Here is a 25,125-nt window from a genome sequence, read left to right as displayed (position 1 = left end):
GACGCGGGTGCGGCGCGAATCAAGGGAGGCACGATGGCGCCGCAAGCGGCGGCAAAAACAAAAAGGCCCTCGTTTCCGAGGGCCTTGATGACAAGCAAGTGCTTGGTTTTGTTGGTTGCGGAGGCAAGATTTGAACTTGCGACCTTTGGGTTATGAGCCCAACGAGCTACCAGGCTGCTCCACTCCGCGTCAAGCCAAAAATTATATCACGCTTTGTCTGCTTCACCGGCGTCGGCGGCCGGCTCAGCGCGATCAACCAGTTCCACCAGCGCCATCGGCGCGTTGTCGCCCACGCGGAAGCCCATCTTGAGAATGCGGGTGTAGCCGCCCGGACGGGCCTTGAAGCGCGGGCCGAGTTCGTCGAAAAGCTTGACCACCACATCGCGGTCGCGCAGGCGGTTGAAGGCCAGGCGGCGGTTCGCCACCGTGGGCTCCTTGGCCAGGGTGATCATCGGCTCGACAACGCGACGAAGTTCCTTGGCCTTGGGCAGCGTGGTTTTGATGGCTTCGTGCGTGAGCAGCGAATTCATCATGTTGCGCAGCATGGCGAGGCGGTGCTCGCTGGTGCGGTTGAGTTTGCGAAGTCCGTGTCCGTGACGCATGGTGTTTCCTTTCAGTCTTTTGCCGCCGGCCGGATCAGGTACCGGCGGTTCGTCATGGTCTGGCCCGAAGGCTCAGGGGTTGAAAATCGATCAGTGCTTGTCGAGGCCGGCGGGCGGCCAGTTCTCGAGCTTCATGCCCAGGGTGAGCCCGCGCGAAGCCAGCACTTCCTTGATCTCGTTGAGCGACTTGCGGCCCAGGTTGGGCGTCTTCAGCAGCTCGTTCTCGGTGCGCTGGATCAGGTCACCGATGTAATAGATGTTTTCGGCCTTCAGGCAGTTGGCCGAACGCACGGTGAGTTCGAGCTCGTCCACCGGGCGCAGCAGGATCGGATCGAACTGCTGCGAACTGCGTTGCTGCGGTGCTTCGGTGAAGAGGTCGGCACCCTCCAGCTGCGCGAAGACGGCGAGCTGCTCGACCAGGATCTTGGCCGCTGCACGCACAGCCTCTTCGGGGCCGATGGAACCATTGGTTTCGATTTCGAGCACCAGCTTGTCCAGGTCGGTGCGCTGTTCGACACGCGCGCTTTCCACGGTGTAGCTCACGCGTTTGACCGGCGAGAAGGAGGCGTCGAGCACGATGCGGCCGATCGAGCGGGCCACCTCATCACCACGGCGCAGGGTGCCCGGCACGTAGCCGCGGCCCTTCTCGACCTTGATCTGCATGTCGAGTTTGGCGCCCGCAGACAGTGTGGCGATGACGTGACCCGGGTTGACGATTTCGACATCGTGCGGCGTCTGGATATCGGCAGCCGTCACGACGCCTTCACCATCCTTGCGCAGACTCAGCGTCACCTCATCGCGGTTGTGGAGCTTGAACACCACCCCCTTCAGGTTGAGCAGCAGGTTGACCACGTCTTCCTGCACACCGTCGATGGAGGAGTACTCGTGCACCACGCCGGCAATGGTCACTTCGGTGGGCGCATGCCCCACCATGGACGACAGCAGCACGCGGCGCAGCGCGTTGCCGAGGGTGTGCCCGTAGCCGCGCTCGAAGGGCTCCAGGGTGACCTTGGCGCGATTGGCCGAGAGTTGCTCGACGGTGATGGATTTGGGCTTGAGCAGGTTGTTCAGCATTCAGACTTCCTTCAGTACCCTCGGCTCGTTACACCGATAAGGCAGACGGAGCATGGAATGACCCGGAAGGCGCAGCGAGAGCCGCGCCCTGCCGGGGACGGGATTAACGAGAATAGAGTTCGACGATGAGCGACTCGTTGATGTCCGAGCCGAATTCGTCGCGATCGGGCGTCTTCTTGAAGACACCTTCCACCTTGTCGGCAGACACTTCGACCCAGCCGGGGAAGCCGATCTGCTTGGCCAGTTCGAGTGCCTCGATCACGCGGGCCTGCTTCTTGGACTTCTCACGCACGGCGACCACATCGCCGGCCTTCACCAGGAACGACGGAATATTGACGGCTTGGCCATTCACCGTGATGGCCTTGTGCGACACCATCTGGCGCGCTTCGGCACGGGTGGATGCAAAACCCATGCGAAACACCACGTTGTCCAGTCGCGACTCGAGCAGGAACAGCAGGTTGGCGCCCGTGTTGCCACGGCGGCGGTCTGCTTCGGCGAAGTAGCGGCGGAACTGGCGCTCCAGCACGCCGTACATGCGCTTGACCTTCTGCTTCTCGCGCAGTTGCACACCGAAGTCAGACGTACGCTGACCGGAGGTGCGGCCGTGCTGACCGGGTTTGGAGTCGAATTTCGCCTTGTCGCTGATCGAGCGGCGGGCGCTCTTGAGCAGCAGGTCGCTGGCTTCGCGACGGGACAGCTTGGCCTTCGGGCCGAGGTAACGTGCCACGGTGATTTCCTTTGTGTCTGCCGCAACCCACAGCAAACTGTGATTGCGGGAGCCATCCCGCGATGGCGGGGGCGGTGGGCTTAGCAAAAATGCCACCGCAGCATGACTGCGGTGGCGCTTGGAGAACTCGGCATTCTAGCGCGAAGCCAGAACCCGGGTGAATGCAGGTTCAGATGCGGCGGCGCTTCTGGGGGCGGCAGCCGTTGTGGGGCACAGGCGTCACATCGGAAATCGAGGTGATGCGGATACCGAGGGCACCCAACGCGCGCACCGACGACTCGCGACCCGGGCCGGGACCCTTGATCTCGACGTCGAGGTTCTTGATGCCTTGTTCCATGGCCGCGCGGCCAGCCACTTCGGAGGCCACCTGAGCCGCAAACGGGGTCGACTTACGCGAACCCTTGAAGCCCTGGCCACCCGATGAAGCCCACGACAGCGCGTTGCCCTGGCGGTCGGTGATGGTGATGATGGTGTTGTTGAACGACGCGTGCACGTGCGCAATGCCGTCGGCAATATTCTTGCGGACCTTCTTGCGAACGCGGGCTGCGGCGCTGCTGGAGGGGGACTTGGCCATGGTTTTCCTTCGAACCGATTACTTCTTCAGCGACTGTGCGGCCTTGCGCGGACCCTTGCGCGTGCGCGCATTGGTCTTCGTGCGCTGGCCGCGCACCGGCAGGCCGCGACGATGGCGGAGGCCGCGGTAGCAGCCGATGTCCATCAGGCGCTTGATGTTCATGGTGGTCTCGCGACGCAGGTCACCCTCGATGGTGAACGTGCCCACCTGGTCACGCACCTTCTCGAGCTCCGCGTCGGAGAGATCCTTGATCTTCTTGCTGTATGCAATGCCGCACGCGTCGCAGATCTGGCGAGCACGGGTGCGGCCAATGCCGAAGATCGCGGTCAAGCCGATTTCTGCGTGCTTGTGCGGTGGAATGTTGATGCCTGCAATACGGGCCATGTGAATCCTCTTGACGAATCGATCAGCCTTGACGCTGCTTGTGGCGGGGATCGGTGCAGATCACGCGCACGACGCCGTGGCGCTTGATGATCTTGCAGTTGCGGCACATCTTCTTGACCGAAGCCGAAACTCTCATTTTTTTCTCCTAGAAATCCGGTAAACGTTCAGTACAGGCGCTTCACTTGGCGCGGAACACGATGCGAGCACGCGTGAGGTCGTAGGGCGTGAGCTCCACTTTGACCTTGTCGCCCGGCAGGATGCGGATGTAGTGCATGCGCATCTTGCCGGAGATATGACCGAGGACCACGTGCCCGTTTTCGAGCTTGACGCGGAAGGTCGCATTGGGGAGGTTTTCGACCACCTCTCCCTGCATTTCGATCACGTCGTCCTTGGCCATGGTTCAGTTGCCGAGGGAAGTCTTGAAATTCGCCTTCTTCAGCAGCGATTCGTATTGCTGCGACATCATGTAATTCTGTACCTGGGCCATGAAATCCATGGTCACGACCACGATGATCAGCAGCGAGGTGCCGCCGAAATAGAACGGCACGTTGCACTCCAGGATCAGGAATTCGGGCAGCAGGCACACCGCGGTGATATAGATCGCGCCGGCAAAGGTCAGCCGAAGCAGGATCTTGTCGATGTGGCGCGCCGTCTGATCACCGGGACGGATGCCCGGGATGAATGCGCCACTCTTCTTCAGGTTGTCCGCAGTTTCCCGGCTGTTGAAGACCAGGGCGGTGTAGAAGAAGCAGAAGAAGATGATGGCCGCCGCGTACAGCGCCACGTAGATCGGTTGCCCCGGGGATAGAGCGGAGGCCAGGTCGCGCAGCCAACGGGTCGAATCACCGGTGCTGATCCAGCTCACCACCGTGGTGGGCAGCAGGATGATGGACGACGCAAAGATCGGGGGGATCACGCCAGCCATGTTCAGCTTGAGCGGCAGGTGCGACGACTGGCCGCCGTAAACCTTGTTGCCGACCTGACGGCGCGCGTAGTTCACCAGGATCTTGCGCTGACCACGCTCAACGAACACCACGAAGTAGGTGACGAGCACCACCAAGGCGATGATGAACAAGGCGATAAGCACGTTCATGGCACCGGTGCGCACCAACTCCAGCAGGCCGCCAATGGCGTTGGGCAAACCGGCCACGATGCCGGCGAAGATCAGCAGCGAGATGCCATTGCCCAGCCCACGCTCGGTGATCTGCTCGCCCAGCCACATCAGGAACATCGTGCCCGCCACCAGGCTCACCACCGCGGTCAGGCGAAAGCCCATGCCGGGATCGATGACAAGTCCCGCCTGTCCTTCCAGCGCCAGCGCAATGCCCATGGCCTGGAAGACGGCAAGCCCCAGCGTCCCGTAGCGGGTGTACTGGGTGATCTTGCGGCGACCGGCCTCGCCCTCCTTCTTCAGCTGCTCGAACGTGGGGATCACGTACGTCATGAGCTGCATGATGATGGAGGCCGAGATGTACGGCATGATGCCCAGCGCGAACACGGTGAAGCGCGACAACGCGCCACCCGAGAACATGTTGAACAGGCTGAGGATGCCGCCCTGCTGCCCTTGGAAGAGCTGCTGGAGCTGCTCCGGGTTGATGCCCGGCACAGGAATGTGCGCGCCGATGCGGTACACCACCAGCGCCAGCAGCAGAAAGACCAGCCGGCGACGCAGGTCGCCGAATTTGCCGGTCTTGGCCAGGGACGGGGAAGCGGTTGCCACGAGGTCCTTTCGAACTGGCGTGATCAGGCGCCGGCGACTTGGCCGCCAGCGGCTTCGACAGCGGCCTTCGCTCCGGCGGTGGCCACCACGTCCTTGAGGGTCACCGCACGGGTGATTTCACCGGACTTGATGAGCTTCACGCGTTTGGTGAGCTGGGGCACGAGGCCGAGCTGCTTGAGCGTCAGCACGTCGATGTCGGTGGCGTCGATCGCATTGAGTTGGGCCAGCGTCACTTCGGCGTTGAACTGCAGTTGCGCCGACTTGAAGCCGCGCTTGGGCAGACGCCGCTGCAGCGGCATCTGGCCGCCTTCGAAGCCGACCTTGTGGTAACCACCGGCGCGCGATTTTTGACCTTTGTGGCCACGACCCGCGGTTTTGCCCAGGCCTGAACCGATCCCGCGGCCCACGCGACGCTTGACGTGCTTCGCGCCGTCGGCCGGCTTGATGTTGTTGAGTTCCATGTCGTCGTCTCCGATCAGAGGACTTTGACCAGGTAGCTGATCTTGTTGATCATGCCGCGCACGGCCGGCGTGTCCTGAAGTTCGCTGGTGCTGTTGAGCTTGCGCAAACCCAGACCACGCGCCGTCGCGCGGTGATCCTCTTTGCAGCCGATAAGGCTGCGCACGAGCTGGACCTTGACGGTATTCGTGTTGCTCATGGTGATTCCTCTCAGCCCAGGATTTCCTCGACCGTCTTGCCGCGCTTGGCGGCGACCTCGGCCGGGGTGGTGGACTTCTCGAGTGCGTCCAGCGTGGCGCGCACCAGGTTGTAGGGGTTGCTCGATCCGTGGCTCTTGGCCACGACGTCGGTCACGCCCAGCACTTCGAAGACGGCGCGCATCGGGCCGCCCGCGATGATGCCGGTACCCTTGACGGCGGGGAGCATCATCACGTTGGAGGCGCCGTGCTCACCATGCACCGCGTGGTGCAGCGAGCCGTCCTTGAGCGACACCTTGATCATGTTGCGGCGTGCCTGCTCCATGGCCTTTTGCACGGCCACCGGCACCTCACGCGCCTTGCCCTTGCCCATGCCCACGCGGCCATCGCCATCACCGACGACGGTGAGCGCAGCGAAACCGAGGATACGACCGCCCTTGACCACTTTGGTCACGCGGTTGATCGCGATCATCTTTTCGCGCAGACCGTCTTCGTTCGCTTCGTTCTTGATGTTTGCCTGAAACTTAGCCATGTCGTTGATCCCGTTTCATCAGAACTGCAGGCCGGCCTCACGAGCGGCATCTGCAAGGGCCTTGACGCGGCCGTGGTAGGCAAAGCCCGAACGGTCGAACGCCACTTTCTCGATGCCGGCGGCCTTGGCCTTCTCGGCAATTCGCTTGCCGATAACCACGGCAGCAGCGGCGTTGCCACCCTTGCCAGAGGCGCCCAGCTGGGCACGCACTTCCTTCTCGGCCGTGGAGGCCGAGGCGAGGATGCGCGAACCGTCGGCGGAGACGACGTTGGCGTAGATGTGCAGGTTGGTGCGGTTCACCGTCAGACGCACCGCGCCTTGCTGGGCAATGCGGATACGGGTCTGGCGCGCGCGGCGCAGGCGTTGTTCTTTCTTGGTCAGCATGATCGGACTCCTTATTTCTTCTTGGTTTCCTTGATCACGACCTTTTCATCCGCATAGCGGATGCCCTTGCCTTTGTAGGGCTCAGGCGGACGCACCGCGCGCACTTCCGACGCGACCTGGCCGACGCGTTGGCGGTCGGCGCCCTTGATCACGATTTCAGTGGGCGACGGCGTCTCCACCTTGATGCCTGCCGGCATGTCCATGATCACCGGGTGCGAATAGCCCACCGTGAGGTTGAGCTTGGCACCTTGGGCCTGGGCCTTGAAACCCACACCGACCAGGCTGAGCTTTTTCTCGAAGCCCTTGCTGACGCCATTGACCATGTTGTTGACCAGCTGACGCATGGTGCCGGACATGGCGTTCGCATCGCGCGACTCATCGACGGGAATGAAGTTCACCTTCCCGGCGTTGATTTCGATCTTGACCAGCGCGTTGGCGGCCAGGCTAAGGGTGCCATTCGCACCCTTGACGTTGATCAGCCCGTCCTTGACGGCGACCTCGACCCCGGTGGGCACCGTGATCGGCTGTTTTCCAATACGTGACATTCAGTCTCTCCTCAATGCCAGCATCAGGCGACGTAGCACAGCACTTCACCACCGACACCGGTGGCGCGCGCCTTGCGATCGGTCATGACACCGCGCGGGGTGGTCACGATCGCCACGCCCAGGCCGTTCTGCACCTGGGGAATGGCGTTGCGGCCACGGTAGACACGCAGGCCGGGGCGGCTCACACGCTCGATGCGCTCGATCACGGGACGGCCGGCGTAGTACTTCAGGGTAATGACCAGCTCGCTCTTGCCGCCTTCATTGACCACCTTGAAGTCGTCGATATAGCCCTCGTCCTTCAGGACCTGGGCGATCGCCGTCTTCACCTTCGACGCCGGCATCGCCACCGTGGCCTTTTCGACCATCTGCGCGTTGCGGACACGGGTCAACATGTCGGCGATAGGATCACTCATGCTCATGTGGGGTTCTCCTAAGGCTTACCAGCTGGCTTTGGTGATGCCGGGAATTTCACCGGCAAAAGCCATTTCACGGACCTTGGCGCGAGCCAGGCCGAAGTGGTTGAAGGTGCCGCGCGGGCGACCCGTGATCTCGCAGCGGTTGCGCTGACGGGTCGGGTTCGCGTTGCGGGGCAGCTTCTGCAGGGCCAGGCGAGCCGCGTCGCGCTCCTCGTCCGACTTCTTGGCGTCGCCGGCGGTGGACTTCAGCTCGTTGTATTTCTTGGCGAACTTGGCAGCGAGTTTCTCGCGCTTGAGTTCACGTTGGAGTAGTGCTTGTTTAGCCACGCGCCACCTCAGTTCTTGAACGGGAAACGGAAACCAGCCAGCAGTGCCTTGCACTCGTCGTCGGTCTTGGCGGTCGTCGTGATGCTGATGTTCAGGCCGCGCAGGGCATCGACCTTGTCGTACTCGATCTCGGGGAAGATGATCTGTTCCTTGACGCCAACGTTGTAGTTGCCGCGACCATCGAAGGAACGGCCGGAGATGCCACGGAAGTCGCGCACGCGGGGCAGAGCCACGGTGACAAAGCGGTCCAGGAATTCGTACATGCGGGCGCCGCGCAGCGTGACCATGCAGCCGATGGCTTGCTGTTCACGGATCTTGAAGCCGGCGATGGCCTTCTTGGCCTTGGTCACGACGGGCTTCTGGCCGGCGATCTTGGTGAGGTCGCCCACGGCGTTGTCCATCACCTTCTTGTCCGCCACGGCCTCGCTCACACCCATGTTGAGCGTAATCTTGGTGATGCGCGGCACCTCCATCGGCGACTTGTAGCCGAACTTGGCGATCAGCTCGGGGACGACCTTCTCGCGGTAGTGTTGTTGCTGTCGTGCCATGGTCATGCCACCTTGATCTGTTCGCCGTTGGACTTGAAGACGCGCACGTTCTTACCATCCACAGCCTTCACGCCCACGCGATCGGCTTTACCGGTCGCGGGATTGAAGATCGCCACATTGGACTGGTCGATGGGCATGGTCTTTTCGACGATGCCACCGGTAACGCCCTTCATGGGGTTGGGTTTAGCGTGCTTCTTGACGATATTGACGCCTTCGACCACGACATGCTGCTCGCCGGCGCGCGACAACACCTTGCCGCGCTTACCCTTGTCGCGCCCCGCGATCACGATGACTTCGTCACCTGTACGAATCTTGTTCATGGTGGCTTCCTCAGAGAACCTCGGGGGCCAGCGACACGATCTTCATGAACTTCTCGGTGCGCAGCTCGCGCGTCACCGGGCCGAAGATGCGGGTGCCGATGGGCTCCAGCTTGGCGTTGAGCAACACTGCCGCGTTGCCGTCGAACTTGATCAGCGCGCCATCCTGGCGGCGGATGCCCTTGGCGGTGCGCACCACCACGGCGTTGTAGACCTCGCCCTTTTTGACGCGGCCACGCGGCGCTGCTTCCTTGATGCTGACCTTGATGACATCGCCCACACTGGCGTAGCGGCGCTTGGAGCCGCCGAGCACCTTGATGCACATCACGGACTTGGCACCCGTGTTGTCAGCAACATCGAGTCGAGATTGCGTTTGGATCATTTGATTTAAGTCCCAACTTGAACCGTGAAGGCCACCGCGGCCAACAGCGATCAGTCTTGGGCCCGTCGTCGAGGGACATCCACTGCAAGCGGCTGCTGCCGCGGCGGATGCCACCCTTCGGTGGGCAGATGGCTTGCGCCAGATACATCACCCCCAAAAGGGGCGAAGCCGCGCATTATGGCATGAGATCGAAGGCGCGTCAAACGCCAGGGGCGGCGTAACAGCGGGCAAGGGCCAAGAAGTCGTCGGTGCGCGGATCGGTCACACCTTCTTCGCGCAGGATGGCCGCCACGTCGGCGGCCATGTGTCCGGCCTGGGTCGCATCCAGAAAAAGCGCACGCCATCGGCGCGCCAGCACATCCTCCACCGTGAGTGCGTGCTCACTTCTGACGGCAAACCGCACCATGGCAGCGCACAGGCCCATGCCCAGGGCCCGATCGGCGCCGGGCAGGGCCTGGATCCGCTGTGCCTCTGTGCCATAGAGGTGCCAGCCCGGCGCGGTGTGGATCGGCACCGAGGCGCTGCCCGGCGCGCCAACCAGGCGGTGGCGGGCGCTCTGCCCGCCTGGACGCGCGGGGAGCCGACCGGCGTCGAAGCACCGCTGGAGCACGTCCTCGGCCATGGCGCGGTAGGTCGTCCACTTGCCCCCGGTGACGGTGACCAGGCCGTTCGGATCGACCACCACGGTGTGCTCCCGAGACAGGCCCTTGGTTCCGGTGCCATCGCTGGGAGCCGCCACCAACGGGCGCAGACCGACCCAGACACTGCGGATGTCGGCGTGCCGCACCGGCCGGCTAAGTACGCGCGAGGCTTCGTCAAGAATGAACGCCAGTTCCTGCGCGAACGGCTGCGGCTCGCGCGCGAGATCCTGCCGAGGCGTGTCCGTGGTGCCCAGGATGAGCTTGCCCAGCCAGGGCACAGCGAACAGCACACGGCCGTCTCGCGTGCGCGGCACCAGCAGGGCGTGTTCGCCACCGAGGAATTCGCGGTCGACGACCACGTGCACGCCCTGGCTCGGGCTGACCATGTGCGAGGGTGTGCCGGCGGCCTCGCGCATGGCGTCGACCCAGACACCCGTGGCGTTGACGACGCAGCGCGCGCGCACCTGGTGCTCGCCAACGCTCATCTGGTCGCGCACCGTCACCCGGTGGCCATCGCCGTCCGATGCGACGGCGATGACCTCGGCGTGGTTGAACACCAACGCCCCTGCGGCTTCGGCCGTGCGCGCCAGCGCAATGGCCAGCCGGGCGTCGTCGAACTGGCCGTCCCAATAGCGCACACCCCCGCGCAAGCCTTGCGGGTTCACGCCGGGCAGGGCAGACAGGGTCCGCGCGCGGTCCAGGAACTCCGTCGGCCCCAGGCCGGCCCGCCCGGCCAGCAGGTCGTACAGCTTGAGGCCGATGCCGTAGAACGGCGTTTGCCACCACTGGTGGCTGGGCATCACGAAGGGCAGCGGCTGCGCCAGGTGCGGCGCGATCGTCATGATGGTGGTGCGCTCGGCCAAGGCTTCGCGCACCAGCGCCACGTTGCCCTGGGCGAGGTAGCGCACGCCGCCATGCAGGAGCTTGGTGGCGCGCGAGGAGGTGCCACCCGCGAAGTCGTGCGACTCGAACAGCGCGACGGTGAAGCCCCGCAGACTGGCGTCGAGCGCCACGCCCAGGCCGGTGGCACCACCACCCACGACCACGAGGTCGAAGCGGTCCGTGTCGGCGAGAGCGGCGAAGCGTTGTTCTCGGTTCATGTGTGCGGGTGATCAACTCCCCTGATGCCAGCGGCAGCAGGGGAGCGAACGGCGCGGCTTCAATCAGCGGACCTTGCCCGCCTTCCAGGCATTGAGCAGCTGATCGTAGGCGATGGTCTCGCCCTTGGGCTTCTCGTTGGCCAGCTTCTTCCAGGGCGCTGCCTTGTCGCTCAGCCACTTGTTGGGGTCGCCCTTGGCGTTGAGCTTGGGCGCGCAGCGCTCCATGCCGGCGCGCTCCAGGCGAGCCAGCACCTGGTCCATCTGATCGGCCAGGCCGTCCATGGCCTGCTGCGGGGTCTTCTCGCCCGTCACGGCCTGGGCCACGTTCTGCCACCACAACTGCGCGAGCTTGGGATAGTCCGGCACGTTGGTGCCGGTGGGGGTCCAGGCCACGCGCGCGGGCGAGCGGTAGAACTCCACCAGACCGCCGAGCTTGGGCGCCATGTCGGTCATGGCCTTGCTCTGGATGTCGCTCTCGCGGATCGGCGTGAGCCCCACGATGGTCTTCTTCAGCGAGGTGGTCTTGGCGGTGATGAACTGCGCGTAGAGCCAGGCCGCCGCGGTTCTGTTGGCGTCGTGGTTCTTGAAGAAGGTCCACGAGCCCACGTCCTGGTAGCCGTTCTGCATGCCCTGCTTCCAGTAGGGGCCGTTGGGGCCGGGCGCCATGCGCCACTTGGGCGTGCCGTCGGCGTTGACCACGGGCAGGCCGGGCTTGGTCATGTCGGCGGTGAAGGCGGTGTACCAGAAGATCTGCTGCGCGATCTGGCCCTGCGCGGGCACCGGACCGGCCTCGCCGAAGGTCATGCCGGTGGCCTCCTTGGGCGCGTACTTCTTCATCCAGTCGACGTACTTGGTCAGCGCATAGACGGCCGCCGGGGAGTTGGCCGCACCGCCACGCGCCACGCTTGCGCCCACCGGCGTGCACTTGTCGTCGGCCACGCGGATGCCCCACTCGTCGATGGGCAGGCCATTGGGGTTGCCGATGTCGGCGGTACCCGCCATCGACAGCCAGGCGTCGGTGAAGCGCCAGCCCAGCGACGGGTCCTTCTTGCCGTAGTCCATGTGCCCGTAAATGGGCTTGCCGTCGATGGTCTTCACGTCGTTGGTGAAGAACTCGGCGATGTCCTCATAGGCGCTCCAGTTCAGCGGCACGCCCAGGTCGTAGCCGTACTTGGCCTTGAACTTGTCCTTCAGGTCCTGGCGCGCGAACCAGTCGGCGCGGAACCAGTAGAGGTTGGCGAACTGCTGGTCGGGCAGCTGGTAGAGCTTGCCGTCGGGCCCGGTGGTGAACTTCGTGCCGATGAAGTCCTTGAGGTCGAGGCCCGGGTTGGTGAACTCCTTGCCCGGGCCGGCCATGTAGTCGGTCAGGTTGAGGATCTGGCCGTAGCGGTAGTGCGTGCCGATGAGGTCGGAGTCGCTGATCCAGCCGTCGTAGATGGACTTGCCGGATTGCATCGAGGTCTGCAGCTTCTCGACCACGTCACCCTCCTGGATCAGGTCGTGCTTGACGTTGATGCCGGTGATCTCGCTGAAGGCCCTGGCGAGGGTTTTGGATTCGTACTCGTGCGTGGTGATGGTCTCCGAGACCACCGAGATATCGCGCACGCCCTTGGCCTTGAGCTTGGCCGCAGCGTCGATGAACCACTTGAGCTCGGCCGTCTGCTGCGCCTTGCTCAGGGTGGACGGCTGGAACTCGCTGTCGATCCATCGCTTGGCGGCGGCCTCGTCCGCCCAGGCCGGCAGCGCGGCCCCGGTCGCGATCAGCGCAGCGAGCGCCGTGTGTCGCAGTTTCATGTTGTCTCCTTGATGATGATGTGCCTCCCCGCCAGCGAATCGACACGGCACCGGGGAAGCGGCGGTCCGGTCGTTGGAAATTTGGGGGCTCAGCCTTTGCGCATCACCAAGGCGAGCCAGAACACCGAGATCACGAAGCCGATCCACACCGACGGCTCCTGCGCCAGGCCGAGCCGCTCGGCGATCCATCCGGCCAGGCCCACGAAGGCGAGGTTGATGTAGGCCGCGCCGAGCAGGCCGACGAAGAGCCGGTCGCCACGCGTGGTCTTCATGGGCAGAAAGCCCTTGCGTTCGATCGTGGGCGAGCGGATCTCCCACACCGTCATGCCGATGAGCATGAGCACGATGACGGTGAAGAAGACCGCCACCGGCAAGGTCCAGACCATCCAGGCGAACATCACACCCTCCCCATGGCGAAGCCCTTGGCGATGTAGTGCCGCACGAACCAGATGACGATGGCGCCGGGCACGATGGTGAGCACGCCGGCCGCCGCCAGCGTGGCCCAGTCCATGCCCGAGGCGCTCACGGTTCGCGTCATCGTCGCCACGATGGGCTTGGCATTGACGCTGGTGAGCGTGCGCGCCAGCAGCAGCTCCACCCAGCTGAACATGAAACAGAAGAACGCCGCCACGCCCACGCCGGCCTTGATCAGCGGCAGGAAGATGGTGAAGAAGAAGCGCGGGAAGCTGTAGCCGTCGATGTAGGCGGTCTCGTCGATCTCGCGCGGGACGCCGCACATGAAGCCTTCGAGGATCCACACCGCCAGCGGCACGTTGAACAAGAGGTGCGCCAGCGCCACGGCGATGTGCGTGTCCATCAGGCCGAGCGTGGTGTAGAGCTGGAAGAAGGGCAGCAGGAACACCGCGGGCGGCGTCATGCGGTTCGTCAACAACCAGAAGAACACGTGCTTGTCGCCGAGGAAGCGGTAGCGCGAGAACGCATAGGCCGCGGGCAGCGCCACGGTGAGCGAGATGAGCGTGTTGATGCCGACGTAGATCAGGCTGTTGATGTAGCCCGAGTACCACGAGGGGTCGGTGAAGATGGTCTTGTAGTTGTCCCAGGTGAAGGTCTCGGGCCAGAGCGAGAACGAGGACAGGATCTCCCCGTTCGTCTTGAAGCTCATGTTCACCATCCAGTAGATGGGCAGCAGCGCGAACGCCAGGTAGGCGATGAGGAACAGCCAGCGCGCCTTGAACTTGCTGTCATGCATGGCCCTGCTCCTTTTCCGACGTGCCGAGGCTCTGCATCCAGTTGTAGAGCACGAAGCAGAACAGCAGGATGATGAAGAAGTAGATGAGCGAGAAGGCCGCCGCGGGCCCGAGGTCGAACTGGCCCACCGCCTTGGTGGTGAGGTACTGCGACAGGAAGGTGGTGGCGTTGCCCGGCCCACCGCCGGTGAGCACGAAGGGCTCCGTGTAGATCATGAAGCTGTCCATGAAACGCAGCAGCACGGCGATCATGAGCACGCCGCGCATCTTGGGAAGCTGGATGTAGCGGAACACGGCCCATTGGCTGGCGCCGTCGATGCGGGCCGCCTGGTAGTACGCGTCGGGGATGCTGCGCAGGCCGGCGTAAGCCAGCAGGGCCACCAGCGGCGTCCAGTGCCACACGTCCATGATGAGCACCGTCCACCAGGCGTGATCCGGGTTGCCGGTGTAGCTGTAGTCCACGCCCAGCTTCAACAGCGTGTGGCCCAGCAGCCCGATGTCGCTTCGCCCGAAGATCTGCCAGATGGTGCCGACCACGTTCCACGGAATCAGCAGCGACAGCGCCACGATCACCAGCACCACCGAGGCCCGCCAGCCCGCGGCCGGCATGGACAGCGCCAGCGCGATGCCCAGTGGAATCTCGATCAGCAGCACCGCGAGCGAGAACTGGATCTGCCGCCACAGCGCCAGGTGCAGGTCGCTGTCGCGCATCACCATGACGAACCATTCGGTGCCGACGAACACGCGCCGCTGCGGCGAGATGATGTCCTGCACCGAGTAGTTCACCACCGTCATCAGCGGCAGTACGGCCGAGAAGGCCACGCACAGGATGACCGGCAGCACCAGCCACCAGGCCTTCTGGTTCACGGGCTTGTGGTTGGTCATGCGGTGGCCTCCACCAGTTGTTCGTCGCGGTAGAAGCAGGTGTGCGCGTCCAGCAGGCGCAGGTGCACGGTGTCGCCCACGGCCGGCGGCGACGCCTCGGCGCCCAGCCGGCTCTTGAGCGTGTGCCCGCCGACTTCGCAGGTCAGCAGGAAGTAGGTGCCAATGTCCTGCACCCGGCTCACGCGCGCGGGCAGCGAGCGGCCGTCGCCGGCCTGGCCCAGGCGCAGGTACTCGGGGCGGATGCCCAGCTTGACCGGCCCCTCGGGCAGTTTGCGGTCCTCCTGGAAGGCCAGGGGCTGGTCATTCACCAGCACCCCGCCGCGCACCGCCTGCGCGGGCAGGAAGTTCATGCCCGGCGAGCCGATGAAATGCCCCACGAAGGTGTGCGCGGGGCGCTCGAACAGGTCCTCGGCCGCCCCCTTCTGCATCGCGCGGCCCCGCGACATCACCACCACCTCATCGGCGAAGGTCAGGGCCTCCACCTGGTCGTGCGTGACATAGATCAGCGTGAGCTTGAGCTCGTGGTGGATCTGCTTGAGCTTGCGCCGCAACTGCCACTTCAGGTGCGGGTCGATCACCGTGAGCGGCTCGTCGAACAGCACGGCCGACACGTCCGATCGCACCAGGCCGCGCCCGAGCGAGATCTTCTGCTTCTGATCGGCGCTCAGGCCGGCGGCGCGGTGGTCGAGCTGGCCGCTGAGCTCCAGCATCTCGGCGATGCGGCCCACGCGCTGGCGGATCTCCGCCTCCGGCACACGGCGGTTGCGCAGCGGGAAGGCCAGGTTCTGCGCCACGGTCATGGTGTCGTAGATGACCGGGAACTGGAACACCTGGGCGATGTTGCGCTGCTGCGGCGAGTCGCGCGTCACGTCGCGCCCGTCGAAGCGCACCGTGCCCTGCGACGGCACGAGCAGACCCGAGATGATGTTGAGCATGGTTGTCTTGCCGCAGCCCGACGGCCCGAGCAAGGCGTAGGCGCCGCCGTCGCGAAAGGCCATCTTCAGCGGCAGCAGCGCGTAGTCGTCGTCCGAGCGCGGGTTCGGTCCGTAGGCGTGCGCCAGGTCGAGTTCGATCAGGGCCATCAGCGCACTCCTTGCGGCGCGCGCACCAGCGGGCCGCGCGCGTCGAACACGAACAGGTGGTCGGGGTTGAGGTGCAGCGTGATGCGCGCGCCGAGCTCGAACTTGTGCACGCCCACGAGCTGGGCCACCAGTTCGCCCACGTCGCTGCTCACGTGCACGAAGGTGTCGGAGCCTGCGATCTCCGCCAGCTCGACGCGCGAGGCGATGGACACGTCGCCGGGCTGCGAACGCGCCCGCAGGCCGCCCGCGCGGATGCCGAGCACGAAGCCATCGTCGGCCTGCGCGGGCAGTTCCAGCGGCCAGTCCACCGTGTCGGCCACACGCACGCCACCGTGGGCGTTGCGGCGCGCGGCCATCAGGTTCATGGGCGGATCGCTGAAGGCGCGCGCCACGCGCAGGCTCTGCGGGCGGTGGAAGACCTCGGCCGTGGGACCGTACTGCAGCAGTTCGCCGGCGTCCATGACGGCGGTGTGCCCGCCCAGCAGGAGGGCCTCGCCGGGCTCGGTGGTGGCGTAGACCACGGTGGAATCGCCGCTGGCGAAGAGCTGGGTCAGCTCCTCGCGCAACTCCTCGCGCAACTTGTAGTCCAGGTTCACCAGGGGCTCGTCGAGCAGCATCAGCGGCGCCTGCTTGGCCAGGGCGCGCGCCAGCGCCACGCGCTGCTGCTGACCGCCCGAGAGTTCGGCCGGCAGGCGGTCCAGGAAGGGCTCGATGTGCAGCCGCGCGGCCAGCGCGCGCACGCGGTCCTCGACGCCGCGTTCGCCGCGCAGGCGCAGCGGCGAGGCGATGTTCTGCGCCACCGTCATCGACGGGTAGTTGACGAACTGCTGGTAGACCATGGCCACATTGCGCTCACGCACCGACTGGCGCGTCACGTCCTGCCCATCCACCAGCACGCGCCCGGAACTGGCCGTGTCCAATCCCGCCATGACACGCATGAGGCTGGTCTTGCCCGCCTGGGTGGCGCCCAGCAACACCGTGACCGCGCCCGGCACGGGCGACAGGCTCATCGGGTACAGGTGGACCGACGGACCCACGGTCTTGGTGATCGCTTCCAGTGACAACTGCATAGGAGGTGTGATGTGCGCGCGCCCGCACCGGGCCGGGTCAGCGCTTTCGTTTCGGCGAATTTTTGTTCGTTTTTTTTCTTTTCATGTTCGGTACATACCCTTAGAAGTCCATCAGCGTTTTCCGATATGTTCGAAACGAGACCGCCGCGCGACCCTTCATGAACCTGAATCCCCGCCACACCCACTTGCTCGACGAGGTCCGTGCCCACGGGCCGCAGACCATCGAAGCCCTGGCCGAGCGCTTCGGCGTCACTCTGCAGACCGTGCGACGCGACGTGCAGCGCCTGGCCGAGGCCGGGCTGCTGGCGCGCTTTCATGGCGGCGTGCGCCTGCCGGGTTCCACCACCGAGAACATCGCCTACCGCCAGCGCCAGGCCCTGCAGGCCGAGGCCAAGCAGCGCATCGCGCGCGCCGTGGCCGCGCGCGTGCCCAACGGCTGCTCGCTGATCATGAACATCGGCACCACGATCGAGGCCATCGCGCGCGAGCTGCAGCGCCACCGCGGCCTGCGCGTCATCACCAACAACCTGCACATCGCCTCGCTCATGAGCACCAACCCGGACTGCGAGGTCATCGTCGCCGGCGGTCAGGTGCGCGCGGCCGACCAGGGCATCGTGGGCGAGGCCACGGTGGACTTCATGCACCAGTTCAAGGTCGACATCGGCCTGATCGGCATCAGCGGCATCGAGGCCGACGGCACGCTGCGCGACTTCGACTACCGCGAAGTCAAGGTGGCGCGCGCCATCGTGGCGCAATCGCGCCAGGTCTGGCTTGCGGCCGACCACAGCAAGTTCAACCGGCCCGCCATGGTTGAACTTGCGCGGCTGGACGATCTCGACGTGCTCTTCACCGACAAGCCCCCGCCCGAACCCTTCAACGCGCTGATCGAGCAAAGCCACGTGGAATGCGTGGTGACCGCCGAGCCCGAGGCCCTCGCCTCCTGAAAGCCCCTGCCGATGACCTCTACCCACCTGCTCGCCCTCGACCAGGGCACCTCCAGCTCGCGCAGCATCGTCTTCGACCGCCAGGGCCGTGTGGTGGCCATGGCCCAGCGCGAATTCCCGCAGATCTACCCGCAACCGGGCTGGGTGGAGCACGACCCGCGCGCCTTGTGGGACACGCAGCTGGCCACCGCGCGCGAGGTGCTGGGCAAGGCGGGCCTTGGGGCAGATGGTGTGCGCGCCATTGGCATCACCAACCAGCGCGAGACCACGCTGGTCTGGGACCGCCGCACCGGCGAGCCCGTCTACAACGCCATCGTCTGGCAGGACCGCCGCGCCGAGGAGGCCTGCGCAAGGCTGCGCGAGCAGGGCCACGAGGCCCTGGTGCAGCGCAAGACCGGACTGCGCATCGACGCCTATTTCTCCGGCACCAAGCTGCAGTGGATCCTGGACAACGTGAAAGGTGTGCGCTCGCTGGCCGAGCGCGGTGAACTGGCCTTCGGCACCGTGGACAGCTGGCTGATCTGGCACCTCACGCGAGGCGCGCGCCACGTCACCGACCACAGCAACGCCGCGCGCACCATGCTCTTCAACGTCAGCACCCACGACTGGGACGACGAACTGCTCGACCTGCTGCGCATCCCGCGCAGCCTGCTGCCTGAAACCCTGCCCTCCAGCGCCGACTTCGGCGAGGCCCACGCCGACTGGCTCGGCACTGCCCTGCCCATCGGCGGTGTGGCGGGCGACCAGCAAAGCGCGCTGTTCGGCCAGGCCTGCTTCAGCGCCGGCATGGCCAAGAACACCTACGGTACCGGCTGCTTCATGCTCATGCACACGGGCGAGCGTTTCCAGACCAGCCAGAACGGCCTGATCACGACGTCCTGCGCGCAGGCGGCCGGCCCGGCGCAGTACGCGCTGGAAGGCAGTGTCTTCATCGCCGGCGCGGTGGTGCAGTGGCTGCGCGACGGCCTGCGCGCGATCGAGTCGAGCAGCGAGGTGCAGGCCCTGGCCGAAAGCGTGCCCGACGCCGATGGCGTGGTGGTGGTGCCGGCCTTCACCGGCTTGGGCGCGCCCTATTGGCGGCCCGACGTGCGCGGCAGCATCACCGGCCTCACGCGCGGCACCACCATGGCCCACATCGCGCGGGCGGCGCTGGAGAGCATCGCCTTCCAGAGCGCGGCCCTGCTGCAGGCCATGAGCCGCGACGCCGTGGCCGCGGGCGGCGTGCCCGTGAGCGAGCTGCGCGTGGACGGCGGCGCCAGCGTCAACGACCTGCTGATGCAGATCCAGGCCGACCTGCTGGGCATTCCCGTGGTGCGGCCCGAGGTGGTGGAGACCACGGCGTTGGGAGCGGCCTATCTGGCGGGCCTGCACGCCGGCGTGTACCAGGGCACGGACGAACTGAGCGCGCAGTGGCATGCCGAACGCCGCTTCGAGCCGAAGCTCTCGCGCGAACAAGCGGCCGAGAAGATGGCCGCCTGGGAGCATGCGGTTCGCCAGACGACGGCGCAATGAGCCGGGCGACAATCGCTCGCATGAACACGCCCTCCTCCCCCCTCACCACCTTCATCGGCGGCGGCAACATGGCCAGCGCCATCGTCGGCGGCCTGCTGCGCCAGGGCCACGCGGCCGGTGCCATCCAGATCGTCGAGCCCTGGGACGAACAGCGCACCCGCCTGGCGCAGCAGTTCCCGGGTGTGGCGGTGTTCGCCGCGGCGGGCGCCGATCTCAAACCCTCGGACCTCGTGGTCTGGGCCGTGAAGCCGCAAACCTTCAAGGACGCCGCACTCGCCGCCGGCCCGCACCTGGGCGGCGCCTTGCACCTGAGCGTGGCGGCGGGCATCACCAGCGAGAGCATGGCCGCCTGGCTGGGCACCCAACGCATCGTTCGCGCCATGCCCAACACGCCCGCCCTGGTGGGCCTGGGCATGACCGGCCTGTTCGCGCGCGAGGGCGTCTCGGCCGAGGACCGCGCGCTGGTCGAGCGCGTGGTGCGCACCACGGGCGAGCTGGTGTGGGTGGCCACCGAGCGCGACCTCGACGCCGTCACCGCGATCTCCGGCTCCGGCCCGGCCTACGTGTTCTATTTCCTCGAAGCCATGCGCGACGCGGGCGCACGCATGGGGCTGCCGGCAGAGACCGCGCTGCAACTCGCCATCGGCACCTTCGTCGGCGCATCCACCCTGGCGCAACGCTCGAATGAGCCGCCGCAGGTGCTGCGCGAGCGCGTCACGTCGAAAGGCGGCACCACGTATGCGGCGCTGACGGCGATGGAGGCAGCGGGGATGAAGGCCTCGTTCGAATCGGCTTTGAAGGCCGCACAACAACGCGCTGAAGCACTGGGGCGCGAGTTCGGTAAATAGGGCCCTGTCTGCGAAGCACCTCGCGCTGCTCGAGGAGCAGAGTCCATCGTGTCTGCGGACTCACATCGAACCGAGCGCCACCCCCACGAACACCGTAAACCCGAGCCAGTGATTCGCGCGGAACGCCGCGAAGCACCCCTCGCGCGAGCGCGTGCGGATCAGCGTGAAGTGCCACACCACCTGCCCCAGCGCCACGGCCAGCGTGGCCAGCCACACCACGGGCCGCAGCTGCGGCCACAGCGCCAGGGTCCAGATCGCCAGGTGCAGCAGGTAGAAGCCCGTCACCGCCGCCACGTCTGCCCGGCCCAGGGTGATCGCCGAGGTCTTCATGCCGATGCGCAGGTCGTCGTCGCGATCGACCATGGCGTACTCGGTGTCGTAGGCCAGCACCCAGAACAGGTTGCCCAGCAGCAGCACCCAGGCCAGCGTGGGCACCTCGCCCTGCACCGCGGCGAAGGCCATGGGGATGCCGAAGCTGAAGGCCACGCCGAGCACCGCCTGCGGCATGGACACCACGCGCTTGGCGAAGGGGTAGGCCAGGGTGATCGCCAGCGCCGCGAACGACAGCGCGATGGTCAACGCATTGGTGGTGATCACCAGCGCGAACGCCGCCAGCGCCAGCACGGCGCCCACGGCCAGCGCCTCCTTCACCGATACCTTGCCTGAAGTGACGGGCCGCTGCGCCGTGCGCTTGACGTGGCGGTCGAAGTCGCGGTCGGCCACGTCGTTCACGCAGCAGCCTGCGCTGCGCATGAGGATGGTGCCCAGCGTGAAGACCAGCAGCAGATGCCAGCCCGGGAACCCGCCAGCCGCCACCCACAGCGCGGACAGGGTGGGCCACAGCAACAGCAGCCAGCCAGCGGGCCGGTTCCAGCGGATCAGATCCAGCCAGAGCGAGAGACGCGAGGGCGCGTGCGGCGCCGGTGCCATCGTGCTCACGACAACCTCTTCACGCCTGGCAGCTCGCAGGCGTAGATGGCGTTTCGCAGCTCGGCGATGGCCTCGTAGCGCGTGAAGCTGCGCCGCCAGGCCAGCACCACGCGGCGCGTGGGCGCCTCGCCTTCGAAAGGCAAGTAGCGTACGTAGGGCGAATCGCCCAGGTCCTCTCGCACGGCCGCCGATCCGTTGAACGCCGAACGCGGCACCGACAGGCGCGGCACCAGCGTCACACCCATGCCCGCGGCCACCATGTGCTTGATGGTCTCCAACGAGGAACCTTCGAAGCTTTTCCGGATGCCCTCGGTGTCGTTGGAGAAACGCGCGAACTCGGGACAAACCTCCAGCACGTGGTCGCGGAAGCAATGGCCGGTGCCCAGCAGCAGCATGGTCTCGCGCTTGAGCTCCTCGGCCGTGATGTGCCCTTGGTTCGCGAGCGCGTGCGTGTGCGGCACCGCGGCCATGAAGGGCTCGTCGTACAGCGGGGCGATGGCCAGGTTGGTGTCGGGAAACGGCTCGGCCAGGATGGCGCAGTCGATCTCGCCCAGGCGCAGTTGCTCCAGCAGCTTGGTGGTGAAGTTCTCCTGCAGCACCAGCGGCATCTGCGGGGTGCGCTCGATCACCTGGCGCACCAGCTCGGGCAGCAAATACGGGCCGATGGTGTAGATGACGCCCAGCTTGAGCGGACCGGCCAGCGGGTCCTTGCCGCGCTTGGCGATCTCCTTGATGGCGGCCGCCTGCTCCAGCACCGTCTGGGCCTGGCGCACGATGTCTTCGCCCAGGGGCGTGACGGCGATCTCGCTGGCGTTGCGCTCGAAGATCTTGAGTTCGAGTTCCTCCTCGAGCTTCTTGATCGCCACCGACAGCGTGGGCTGCGAGACGAAGCAGGCCTCGGCCGCCTTGCCGAAGTGCTTCTCGCGCGCCACGGCGACGATGTACTTGAGTTCGGTGAGCGTCATGCGGGCTATTGTGCGACAGGGCCCGCGCCATCGGTCAACTGGCCAGGGCAAATTCATGCATTGGCGGAATGGCTTGCACGGCGGGAATCGTCAGTATCGGGCGACGCCCTGTTCACCGAACGTTCCCCATGCCACACGCCGTCTCTGCCCTGCGCGCGACATCGCGCCACGTCCTGGTCTTTCTCTTGCCGCTTGTCCTCGGGCTGACAGCCTGCGGCGGCGGCGGGGACTGCATCGAAGAAGACCCGACGACAGCCGCCCCGATCGGCACGCCTTCCACCTCGTCCCCGTCTCCAGGGTCTCCCACGTCGCCGCCCATCGACGACCCCTTGTCGGTCTACCTGGGTCAATGGGCGGGGCCGTGCACCGAGATCCTTACCGAGACCTTCATCACGATCCCGGGACAGATCCACTGGATCGGCGAGGTGATGGTGCAGGAGCCGGACACCGTCGTCTCTCAATGGGTGTCCAGCGGACGCTCGGACCGCACCGGTGTGGACGTCTTGCCGGTACGTCCCGGTGTGCTGTCGATGACCAGCACGAAACGTGTCTACGGCACCCCCACCTGCAACGGCGCACCTGAAGAGATACAGCAGTCCACCATCTCGGAAGCGGCGTTCGCGGGCACCAAATTCGTCGACGGCCGGGACACCAACAAGTTCGAGATCCGGGACGCCAATGGCACACGGCTTCAGTTGATGCGGGTCGAGGACGATCGCCTCTATGAAGGCGACTTCAGTTTCGGCAGCGATTCAGAGGGATACCCGTTCACGATGAAGCGCGACCCGTCCCTTGAGCGCCAGCCCGCTGCCCCTTGAGCGGCGGTCACGGCTGCCCGCTGTCAGGCCTTGAGGTACTCGGCCTTGCTGCCCAGCCAGCGCGCCAGGTGCTGTTCGGCCTCGCGCGGGTGGTCGTCCAGCATGGCCTGCGCGGCCTCGCGCGCCCAGTGCAGCAGGTGGCCGTCGGTGGCCAGGTCGGCAAAGCGCAGCAGCGGTGCGCCCGACTGGCGGGCGCCCAGGAATTCGCCCGGGCCCCGGATCTCCAGGTCGCGCCGCGCAATCTCGAAGCCATCGTTGGTCTCGACCATCGCGCGCAGGCGCTCGCGCGCGGTCTCCCCCAGACGCCCGCCTTCCGGCGGCGAGTACATCAGCACGCAGGCTGAAGCCGCCGCGCCGCGCCCCACGCGGCCGCGCAGCTGGTGCAGCTGCGCCAGGCCGAAGCGCTCGGCGTGCTCGATCACCATGAGCGTGGCGTTGGGCACGTCCACGCCGACCTCGATCACCGTGGTGGACACCAGCACGCCCATCTGCCCCTGCTCGAACAGCGACATCACCGCCTTCTTCTCGGCTGGCGACATGCGCGAATGCAGCAGGCCCACCAGCACGCCCGGCAGGGCCTGCGAGAGCTCCGCATGCGTGGCGGTGGCGTTGCTCAGGTCCAGCGCCTCGCTCTCCTCGATCAAGGGGCAGACCCAATAGATCTGCCGCCCCTCGCCGATCTGGCCGCGGATGCGCGCCACCACCTCGGCGCGGCGCGTGTCGCTCACCACCTTGGTCACGATGGGCGTGCGCCCGGGCGGCAGCTCGTCGATGGTGGATACATCGAGATCGGCGTAGTAGCTCATGGCCAGTGTGCGCGGAATGGGCGTGGCCGTCATCATCAGCAGGTGCGGCTCCAGCCCCTGCGTCGTCTTGCCGCGCAGGGCGAGGCGCTGCGCCACGCCGAAGCGGTGCTGCTCGTCGATGAGCGCCAGCGCCAGGCGCTGGAATTGCACCTGCTCCTGGATCACCGCGTGCGTCCCCACCACCAGCGCGGCCTCGCCGCTGGCGATGAGTTCGAGCATCTCCGTGCGTTGTTTTTTCTTCTGGCTGCCAGTGAGCCAGGCGACGCGCTTGCCCAGGGGCTCCAGCAGCGGCTCGAGCCAGCCGATGAGCTTGCGAAAGTGCTGCTCGGCCAGGATCTCGGTGGGTGCCATCAGCGCGCACTGCCAGCCGGCGTCGATGGCGATGGCCGCCGCAAGGGCCGCCACCACCGTCTTGCCGGACCCCACATCGCCCTGCAGCAGGCGGTGCATGGGCACCTGGCGCCCCAGGTCCAGCGCGATCTCTTCGCCCACACGGCGCTGCGCGGCCGTCAGCGCAAAGGGCAGCGCCGCCAGCAGTTGTTCGTGCAGGCCCTCGCGGCGCAGCGGCAGCGCGGGGGCGCGCAGGGCGTCGCGCTCGCGCTTGGACATGGCCTGTGAGAGCTGCTGCGCCAGCAGCTCCTCGGCCTTGAGGCGCTGCCACGCGGGGTGGCTGCCGTCCTCCAGCGCGGCCAGGGACACGTTGGGCGCCGGGTGGTGCAACTGCTGCAGGCACTCGCGCAGCGTGGGGCTCACGCGCGCCGTGCGCTGCAACGCGGCCAGCAACTCGGGCGGCAGGGTGTCGCGCAGGTCGGCGCGCGCCAGCGCCCCCACCACGGCCTTGCGCAGGTAGGCCTGAGGCAGTTGCGCGCTGGTGGGGTAGATCGGGGTGAGCGCGTTCGGCAGTTCGCCACCCGCCGCCTTGAACGAGGGGTGCAGCATGCTGTACCCCGCGAAGCCGCCTTTGAGTTCGCCGCGCGCGCGGATGCGCGCACCCACCGCCAGCGTCTTCTGGTGCGAGGGGTAGAAGCTGAAGAAACGCAGCGTGCACGTGTCGCTGCCGTCGTCCAGCGTCACCAGCAGCTGGCGCCGGCCGCGAAACTGCACCTCGCTGTGCGTCACCGTGCCCTCGATCTGCACCACCGTGCCGTCGCGCGCGTCGCGCAGGGCCACGATGCGGGTCTCATCCTCGTAGCGCAGCGGCAGGTGCAGCGCCAGGTCGATGTCGCGCCGCAGGCCCAGCTTGTGCATGGCCTTCTGGGGTGCGGACAGGGCTTTGGCGGGAGCGGCGGTGGCGACGGGTTCGGCCATGGGACAATTCTGCCTTCCCCTTTCGC

The 25,125-nt window shown here is 66.1% G+C and carries 32 protein-coding genes and 1 tRNA gene; 4 read left to right on the top strand and 29 right to left on the bottom strand.

Features of this window, described 5'->3' with window-relative positions:
• Positions 1-112: 112 nt before the first annotated feature.
• The 26 genes from GTO19_RS18675 to GTO19_RS18550 all read right to left on the bottom strand — a co-directional run bounded on the left by GTO19_RS18675 (position 113) and on the right by GTO19_RS18550 (position 16,968).
• Positions 113-189 (bottom strand) — tRNA-Met (locus GTO19_RS18675).
• Between the two features lie 17 nt (positions 190-206).
• Positions 207-602, bottom strand: a complete 396-nt coding sequence (gene rplQ, locus GTO19_RS18670; protein ID WP_070399527.1) for a 50S ribosomal protein L17 — start codon at positions 600-602, stop codon at positions 207-209.
• 90 nt (positions 603-692) lie between these two features.
• Positions 693-1,676, bottom strand: coding sequence for a DNA-directed RNA polymerase subunit alpha (rpoA, locus tag GTO19_RS18665; protein WP_291023505.1), 984 nt, complete (start codon positions 1,674-1,676; stop codon positions 693-695).
• A 103-nt stretch (positions 1,677-1,779) separates the two neighbouring features.
• On the bottom strand, positions 1,780-2,403 hold the full coding sequence (gene rpsD, locus GTO19_RS18660) for a 30S ribosomal protein S4 (protein ID WP_291023503.1): 624 nt from the start codon (positions 2,401-2,403) through the stop codon (positions 1,780-1,782).
• Positions 2,404-2,572: 169 nt separating this feature from the next.
• Positions 2,573-2,977, bottom strand: coding sequence for a 30S ribosomal protein S11 (gene rpsK, locus GTO19_RS18655; RefSeq protein WP_009514913.1), 405 nt, complete (start codon positions 2,975-2,977; stop codon positions 2,573-2,575).
• Between the two features lie 18 nt (positions 2,978-2,995).
• Positions 2,996-3,361: a 30S ribosomal protein S13 gene (gene rpsM, locus GTO19_RS18650; RefSeq protein WP_291023500.1), complete on the bottom strand. Its 366-nt coding sequence runs from the start codon at positions 3,359-3,361 to the stop codon at positions 2,996-2,998.
• 22 nt (positions 3,362-3,383) lie between these two features.
• Complete coding sequence (gene rpmJ / locus GTO19_RS18645; RefSeq protein WP_009514917.1) at positions 3,384-3,497, bottom strand: 50S ribosomal protein L36; 114 nt, start codon at positions 3,495-3,497, stop codon at positions 3,384-3,386.
• Between the two features lie 42 nt (positions 3,498-3,539).
• Positions 3,540-3,758 (bottom strand): translation initiation factor IF-1, encoded by a 219-nt coding sequence (gene infA / locus GTO19_RS18640; RefSeq protein ID WP_009514918.1) that lies wholly within the window; start codon positions 3,756-3,758, stop codon positions 3,540-3,542.
• 3 nt (positions 3,759-3,761) lie between these two features.
• Positions 3,762-5,081: a preprotein translocase subunit SecY gene (gene secY / locus GTO19_RS18635; RefSeq protein WP_291023494.1), complete on the bottom strand. Its 1,320-nt coding sequence runs from the start codon at positions 5,079-5,081 to the stop codon at positions 3,762-3,764.
• Positions 5,082-5,104: 23 nt separating this feature from the next.
• A complete protein-coding gene (gene rplO, locus GTO19_RS18630; protein ID WP_291023492.1) occupies positions 5,105-5,542 on the bottom strand; it encodes a 50S ribosomal protein L15 in 438 nt (145 codons plus the stop codon).
• Positions 5,543-5,556: 14 nt separating this feature from the next.
• Entirely contained in the window at positions 5,557-5,739 is a 183-nt protein-coding gene (gene rpmD, locus GTO19_RS18625) for a 50S ribosomal protein L30 (RefSeq protein ID WP_009514924.1), read from the bottom strand.
• A gap of 11 nt (positions 5,740-5,750) precedes the next feature.
• On the bottom strand, positions 5,751-6,269 hold the full coding sequence (rpsE, locus tag GTO19_RS18620; protein WP_070399521.1) for a 30S ribosomal protein S5: 519 nt from the start codon (positions 6,267-6,269) through the stop codon (positions 5,751-5,753).
• Between the two features lie 18 nt (positions 6,270-6,287).
• Positions 6,288-6,653: a 50S ribosomal protein L18 gene (gene rplR / locus GTO19_RS18615; RefSeq protein ID WP_291023489.1), complete on the bottom strand. Its 366-nt coding sequence runs from the start codon at positions 6,651-6,653 to the stop codon at positions 6,288-6,290.
• A gap of 11 nt (positions 6,654-6,664) precedes the next feature.
• Complete coding sequence (gene rplF, locus GTO19_RS18610; protein WP_291023487.1) at positions 6,665-7,198, bottom strand: 50S ribosomal protein L6; 534 nt, start codon at positions 7,196-7,198, stop codon at positions 6,665-6,667.
• 23 nt (positions 7,199-7,221) lie between these two features.
• A complete protein-coding gene (gene rpsH / locus GTO19_RS18605) occupies positions 7,222-7,617 on the bottom strand; it encodes a 30S ribosomal protein S8 (RefSeq protein ID WP_291023484.1) in 396 nt (131 codons plus the stop codon).
• Between the two features lie 18 nt (positions 7,618-7,635).
• On the bottom strand, positions 7,636-7,941 hold the full coding sequence (gene rpsN / locus GTO19_RS18600) for a 30S ribosomal protein S14 (protein ID WP_009514932.1): 306 nt from the start codon (positions 7,939-7,941) through the stop codon (positions 7,636-7,638).
• An 8-nt stretch (positions 7,942-7,949) separates the two neighbouring features.
• Positions 7,950-8,489 (bottom strand): 50S ribosomal protein L5, encoded by a 540-nt coding sequence (gene rplE / locus GTO19_RS18595; RefSeq protein ID WP_009514933.1) that lies wholly within the window; start codon positions 8,487-8,489, stop codon positions 7,950-7,952.
• Positions 8,490-8,491: 2 nt separating this feature from the next.
• Positions 8,492-8,809 carry a 50S ribosomal protein L24 gene (gene rplX, locus GTO19_RS18590; protein WP_291023481.1) on the bottom strand — a complete coding sequence of 106 codons (318 nt, stop codon included), beginning with the start codon at positions 8,807-8,809 and terminating at the stop codon, positions 8,492-8,494.
• A 10-nt stretch (positions 8,810-8,819) separates the two neighbouring features.
• Entirely contained in the window at positions 8,820-9,188 is a 369-nt protein-coding gene (rplN, locus tag GTO19_RS18585; RefSeq protein ID WP_009514936.1) for a 50S ribosomal protein L14, read from the bottom strand.
• Positions 9,189-9,387: 199 nt separating this feature from the next.
• A complete protein-coding gene (locus GTO19_RS18580) occupies positions 9,388-10,929 on the bottom strand; it encodes a glycerol-3-phosphate dehydrogenase/oxidase (protein ID WP_291023478.1) in 1,542 nt (513 codons plus the stop codon).
• A 63-nt stretch (positions 10,930-10,992) separates the two neighbouring features.
• A complete protein-coding gene (locus tag GTO19_RS18575) occupies positions 10,993-12,723 on the bottom strand; it encodes an ABC transporter substrate-binding protein (RefSeq protein ID WP_291023476.1) in 1,731 nt (576 codons plus the stop codon).
• Between the two features lie 89 nt (positions 12,724-12,812).
• Complete coding sequence (locus GTO19_RS18570; protein WP_009514942.1) at positions 12,813-13,121, bottom strand: DUF2160 domain-containing protein; 309 nt, start codon at positions 13,119-13,121, stop codon at positions 12,813-12,815.
• Entirely contained in the window at positions 13,121-13,933 is an 813-nt protein-coding gene (locus GTO19_RS18565; protein ID WP_291023472.1) for a carbohydrate ABC transporter permease, read from the bottom strand. Before GTO19_RS18565 ends, GTO19_RS18570 begins: the two co-directional genes overlap by 1 nt.
• On the bottom strand, positions 13,926-14,816 hold the full coding sequence (locus tag GTO19_RS18560; RefSeq protein WP_291023470.1) for a carbohydrate ABC transporter permease: 891 nt from the start codon (positions 14,814-14,816) through the stop codon (positions 13,926-13,928). The genes GTO19_RS18565 and GTO19_RS18560 overlap by 8 nt, the downstream gene beginning before the upstream one ends.
• Positions 14,813-15,898, bottom strand: coding sequence for an ABC transporter ATP-binding protein (locus tag GTO19_RS18555; RefSeq protein WP_291023467.1), 1,086 nt, complete (start codon positions 15,896-15,898; stop codon positions 14,813-14,815). The genes GTO19_RS18560 and GTO19_RS18555 overlap by 4 nt, the downstream gene beginning before the upstream one ends.
• Positions 15,898-16,968 carry an ABC transporter ATP-binding protein gene (locus GTO19_RS18550; protein ID WP_291023465.1) on the bottom strand — a complete coding sequence of 357 codons (1,071 nt, stop codon included), beginning with the start codon at positions 16,966-16,968 and terminating at the stop codon, positions 15,898-15,900. The genes GTO19_RS18555 and GTO19_RS18550 overlap by 1 nt, the downstream gene beginning before the upstream one ends.
• A 158-nt stretch (positions 16,969-17,126) precedes the next feature.
• Between GTO19_RS18550 and GTO19_RS18545 the strand changes: the two genes are divergently transcribed.
• From GTO19_RS18545 to proC, 3 genes are read left to right on the top strand one after another with little or no spacing between them, the layout of a single operon-like run.
• Positions 17,127-17,912: a DeoR/GlpR family DNA-binding transcription regulator gene (locus GTO19_RS18545; protein ID WP_291023463.1), complete on the top strand. Its 786-nt coding sequence runs from the start codon at positions 17,127-17,129 to the stop codon at positions 17,910-17,912.
• 12 nt (positions 17,913-17,924) lie between these two features.
• The gene (gene glpK / locus GTO19_RS18540; RefSeq protein WP_291023460.1) at positions 17,925-19,424 is read left to right on the top strand and encodes a glycerol kinase GlpK; all 1,500 of its coding nucleotides are present in this window, start codon (positions 17,925-17,927) and stop codon (positions 19,422-19,424) included.
• 20 nt (positions 19,425-19,444) lie between these two features.
• Positions 19,445-20,272 carry a pyrroline-5-carboxylate reductase gene (proC, locus tag GTO19_RS18535; RefSeq protein ID WP_291023457.1) on the top strand — a complete coding sequence of 276 codons (828 nt, stop codon included), beginning with the start codon at positions 19,445-19,447 and terminating at the stop codon, positions 20,270-20,272.
• 60 nt (positions 20,273-20,332) lie between these two features.
• On the opposite strand, the gene ubiA is transcribed toward proC, so the two are convergent.
• A complete protein-coding gene (ubiA, locus tag GTO19_RS18530; protein ID WP_291023656.1) occupies positions 20,333-21,202 on the bottom strand; it encodes a 4-hydroxybenzoate octaprenyltransferase in 870 nt (289 codons plus the stop codon).
• Between the two features lie 5 nt (positions 21,203-21,207).
• Positions 21,208-22,167, bottom strand: coding sequence for a hydrogen peroxide-inducible genes activator (locus GTO19_RS18525; RefSeq protein WP_291023455.1), 960 nt, complete (start codon positions 22,165-22,167; stop codon positions 21,208-21,210).
• 128 nt (positions 22,168-22,295) lie between these two features.
• Between GTO19_RS18525 and GTO19_RS18520 the strand changes: the two genes are divergently transcribed.
• The gene (locus GTO19_RS18520) at positions 22,296-22,985 is read left to right on the top strand and encodes a hypothetical protein (protein ID WP_291023453.1); all 690 of its coding nucleotides are present in this window, start codon (positions 22,296-22,298) and stop codon (positions 22,983-22,985) included.
• 23 nt (positions 22,986-23,008) lie between these two features.
• Here the strand turns inward: GTO19_RS18520 and recG are convergent, their stop codons facing one another.
• Positions 23,009-25,099 carry an ATP-dependent DNA helicase RecG gene (gene recG / locus GTO19_RS18515; protein WP_291023451.1) on the bottom strand — a complete coding sequence of 697 codons (2,091 nt, stop codon included), beginning with the start codon at positions 25,097-25,099 and terminating at the stop codon, positions 23,009-23,011.
• Between the last annotated feature and the right edge of the window lie 26 nt (positions 25,100-25,125).

The sequence above is a fragment of the Hydrogenophaga sp. genome (genome assembly GCF_011772445.1).
Lineage (GTDB): Bacteria > Pseudomonadota > Gammaproteobacteria > Burkholderiales > Burkholderiaceae_C > Hydrogenophaga.
This window is presented reverse-complemented; position numbering and strand designations above follow the sequence as displayed.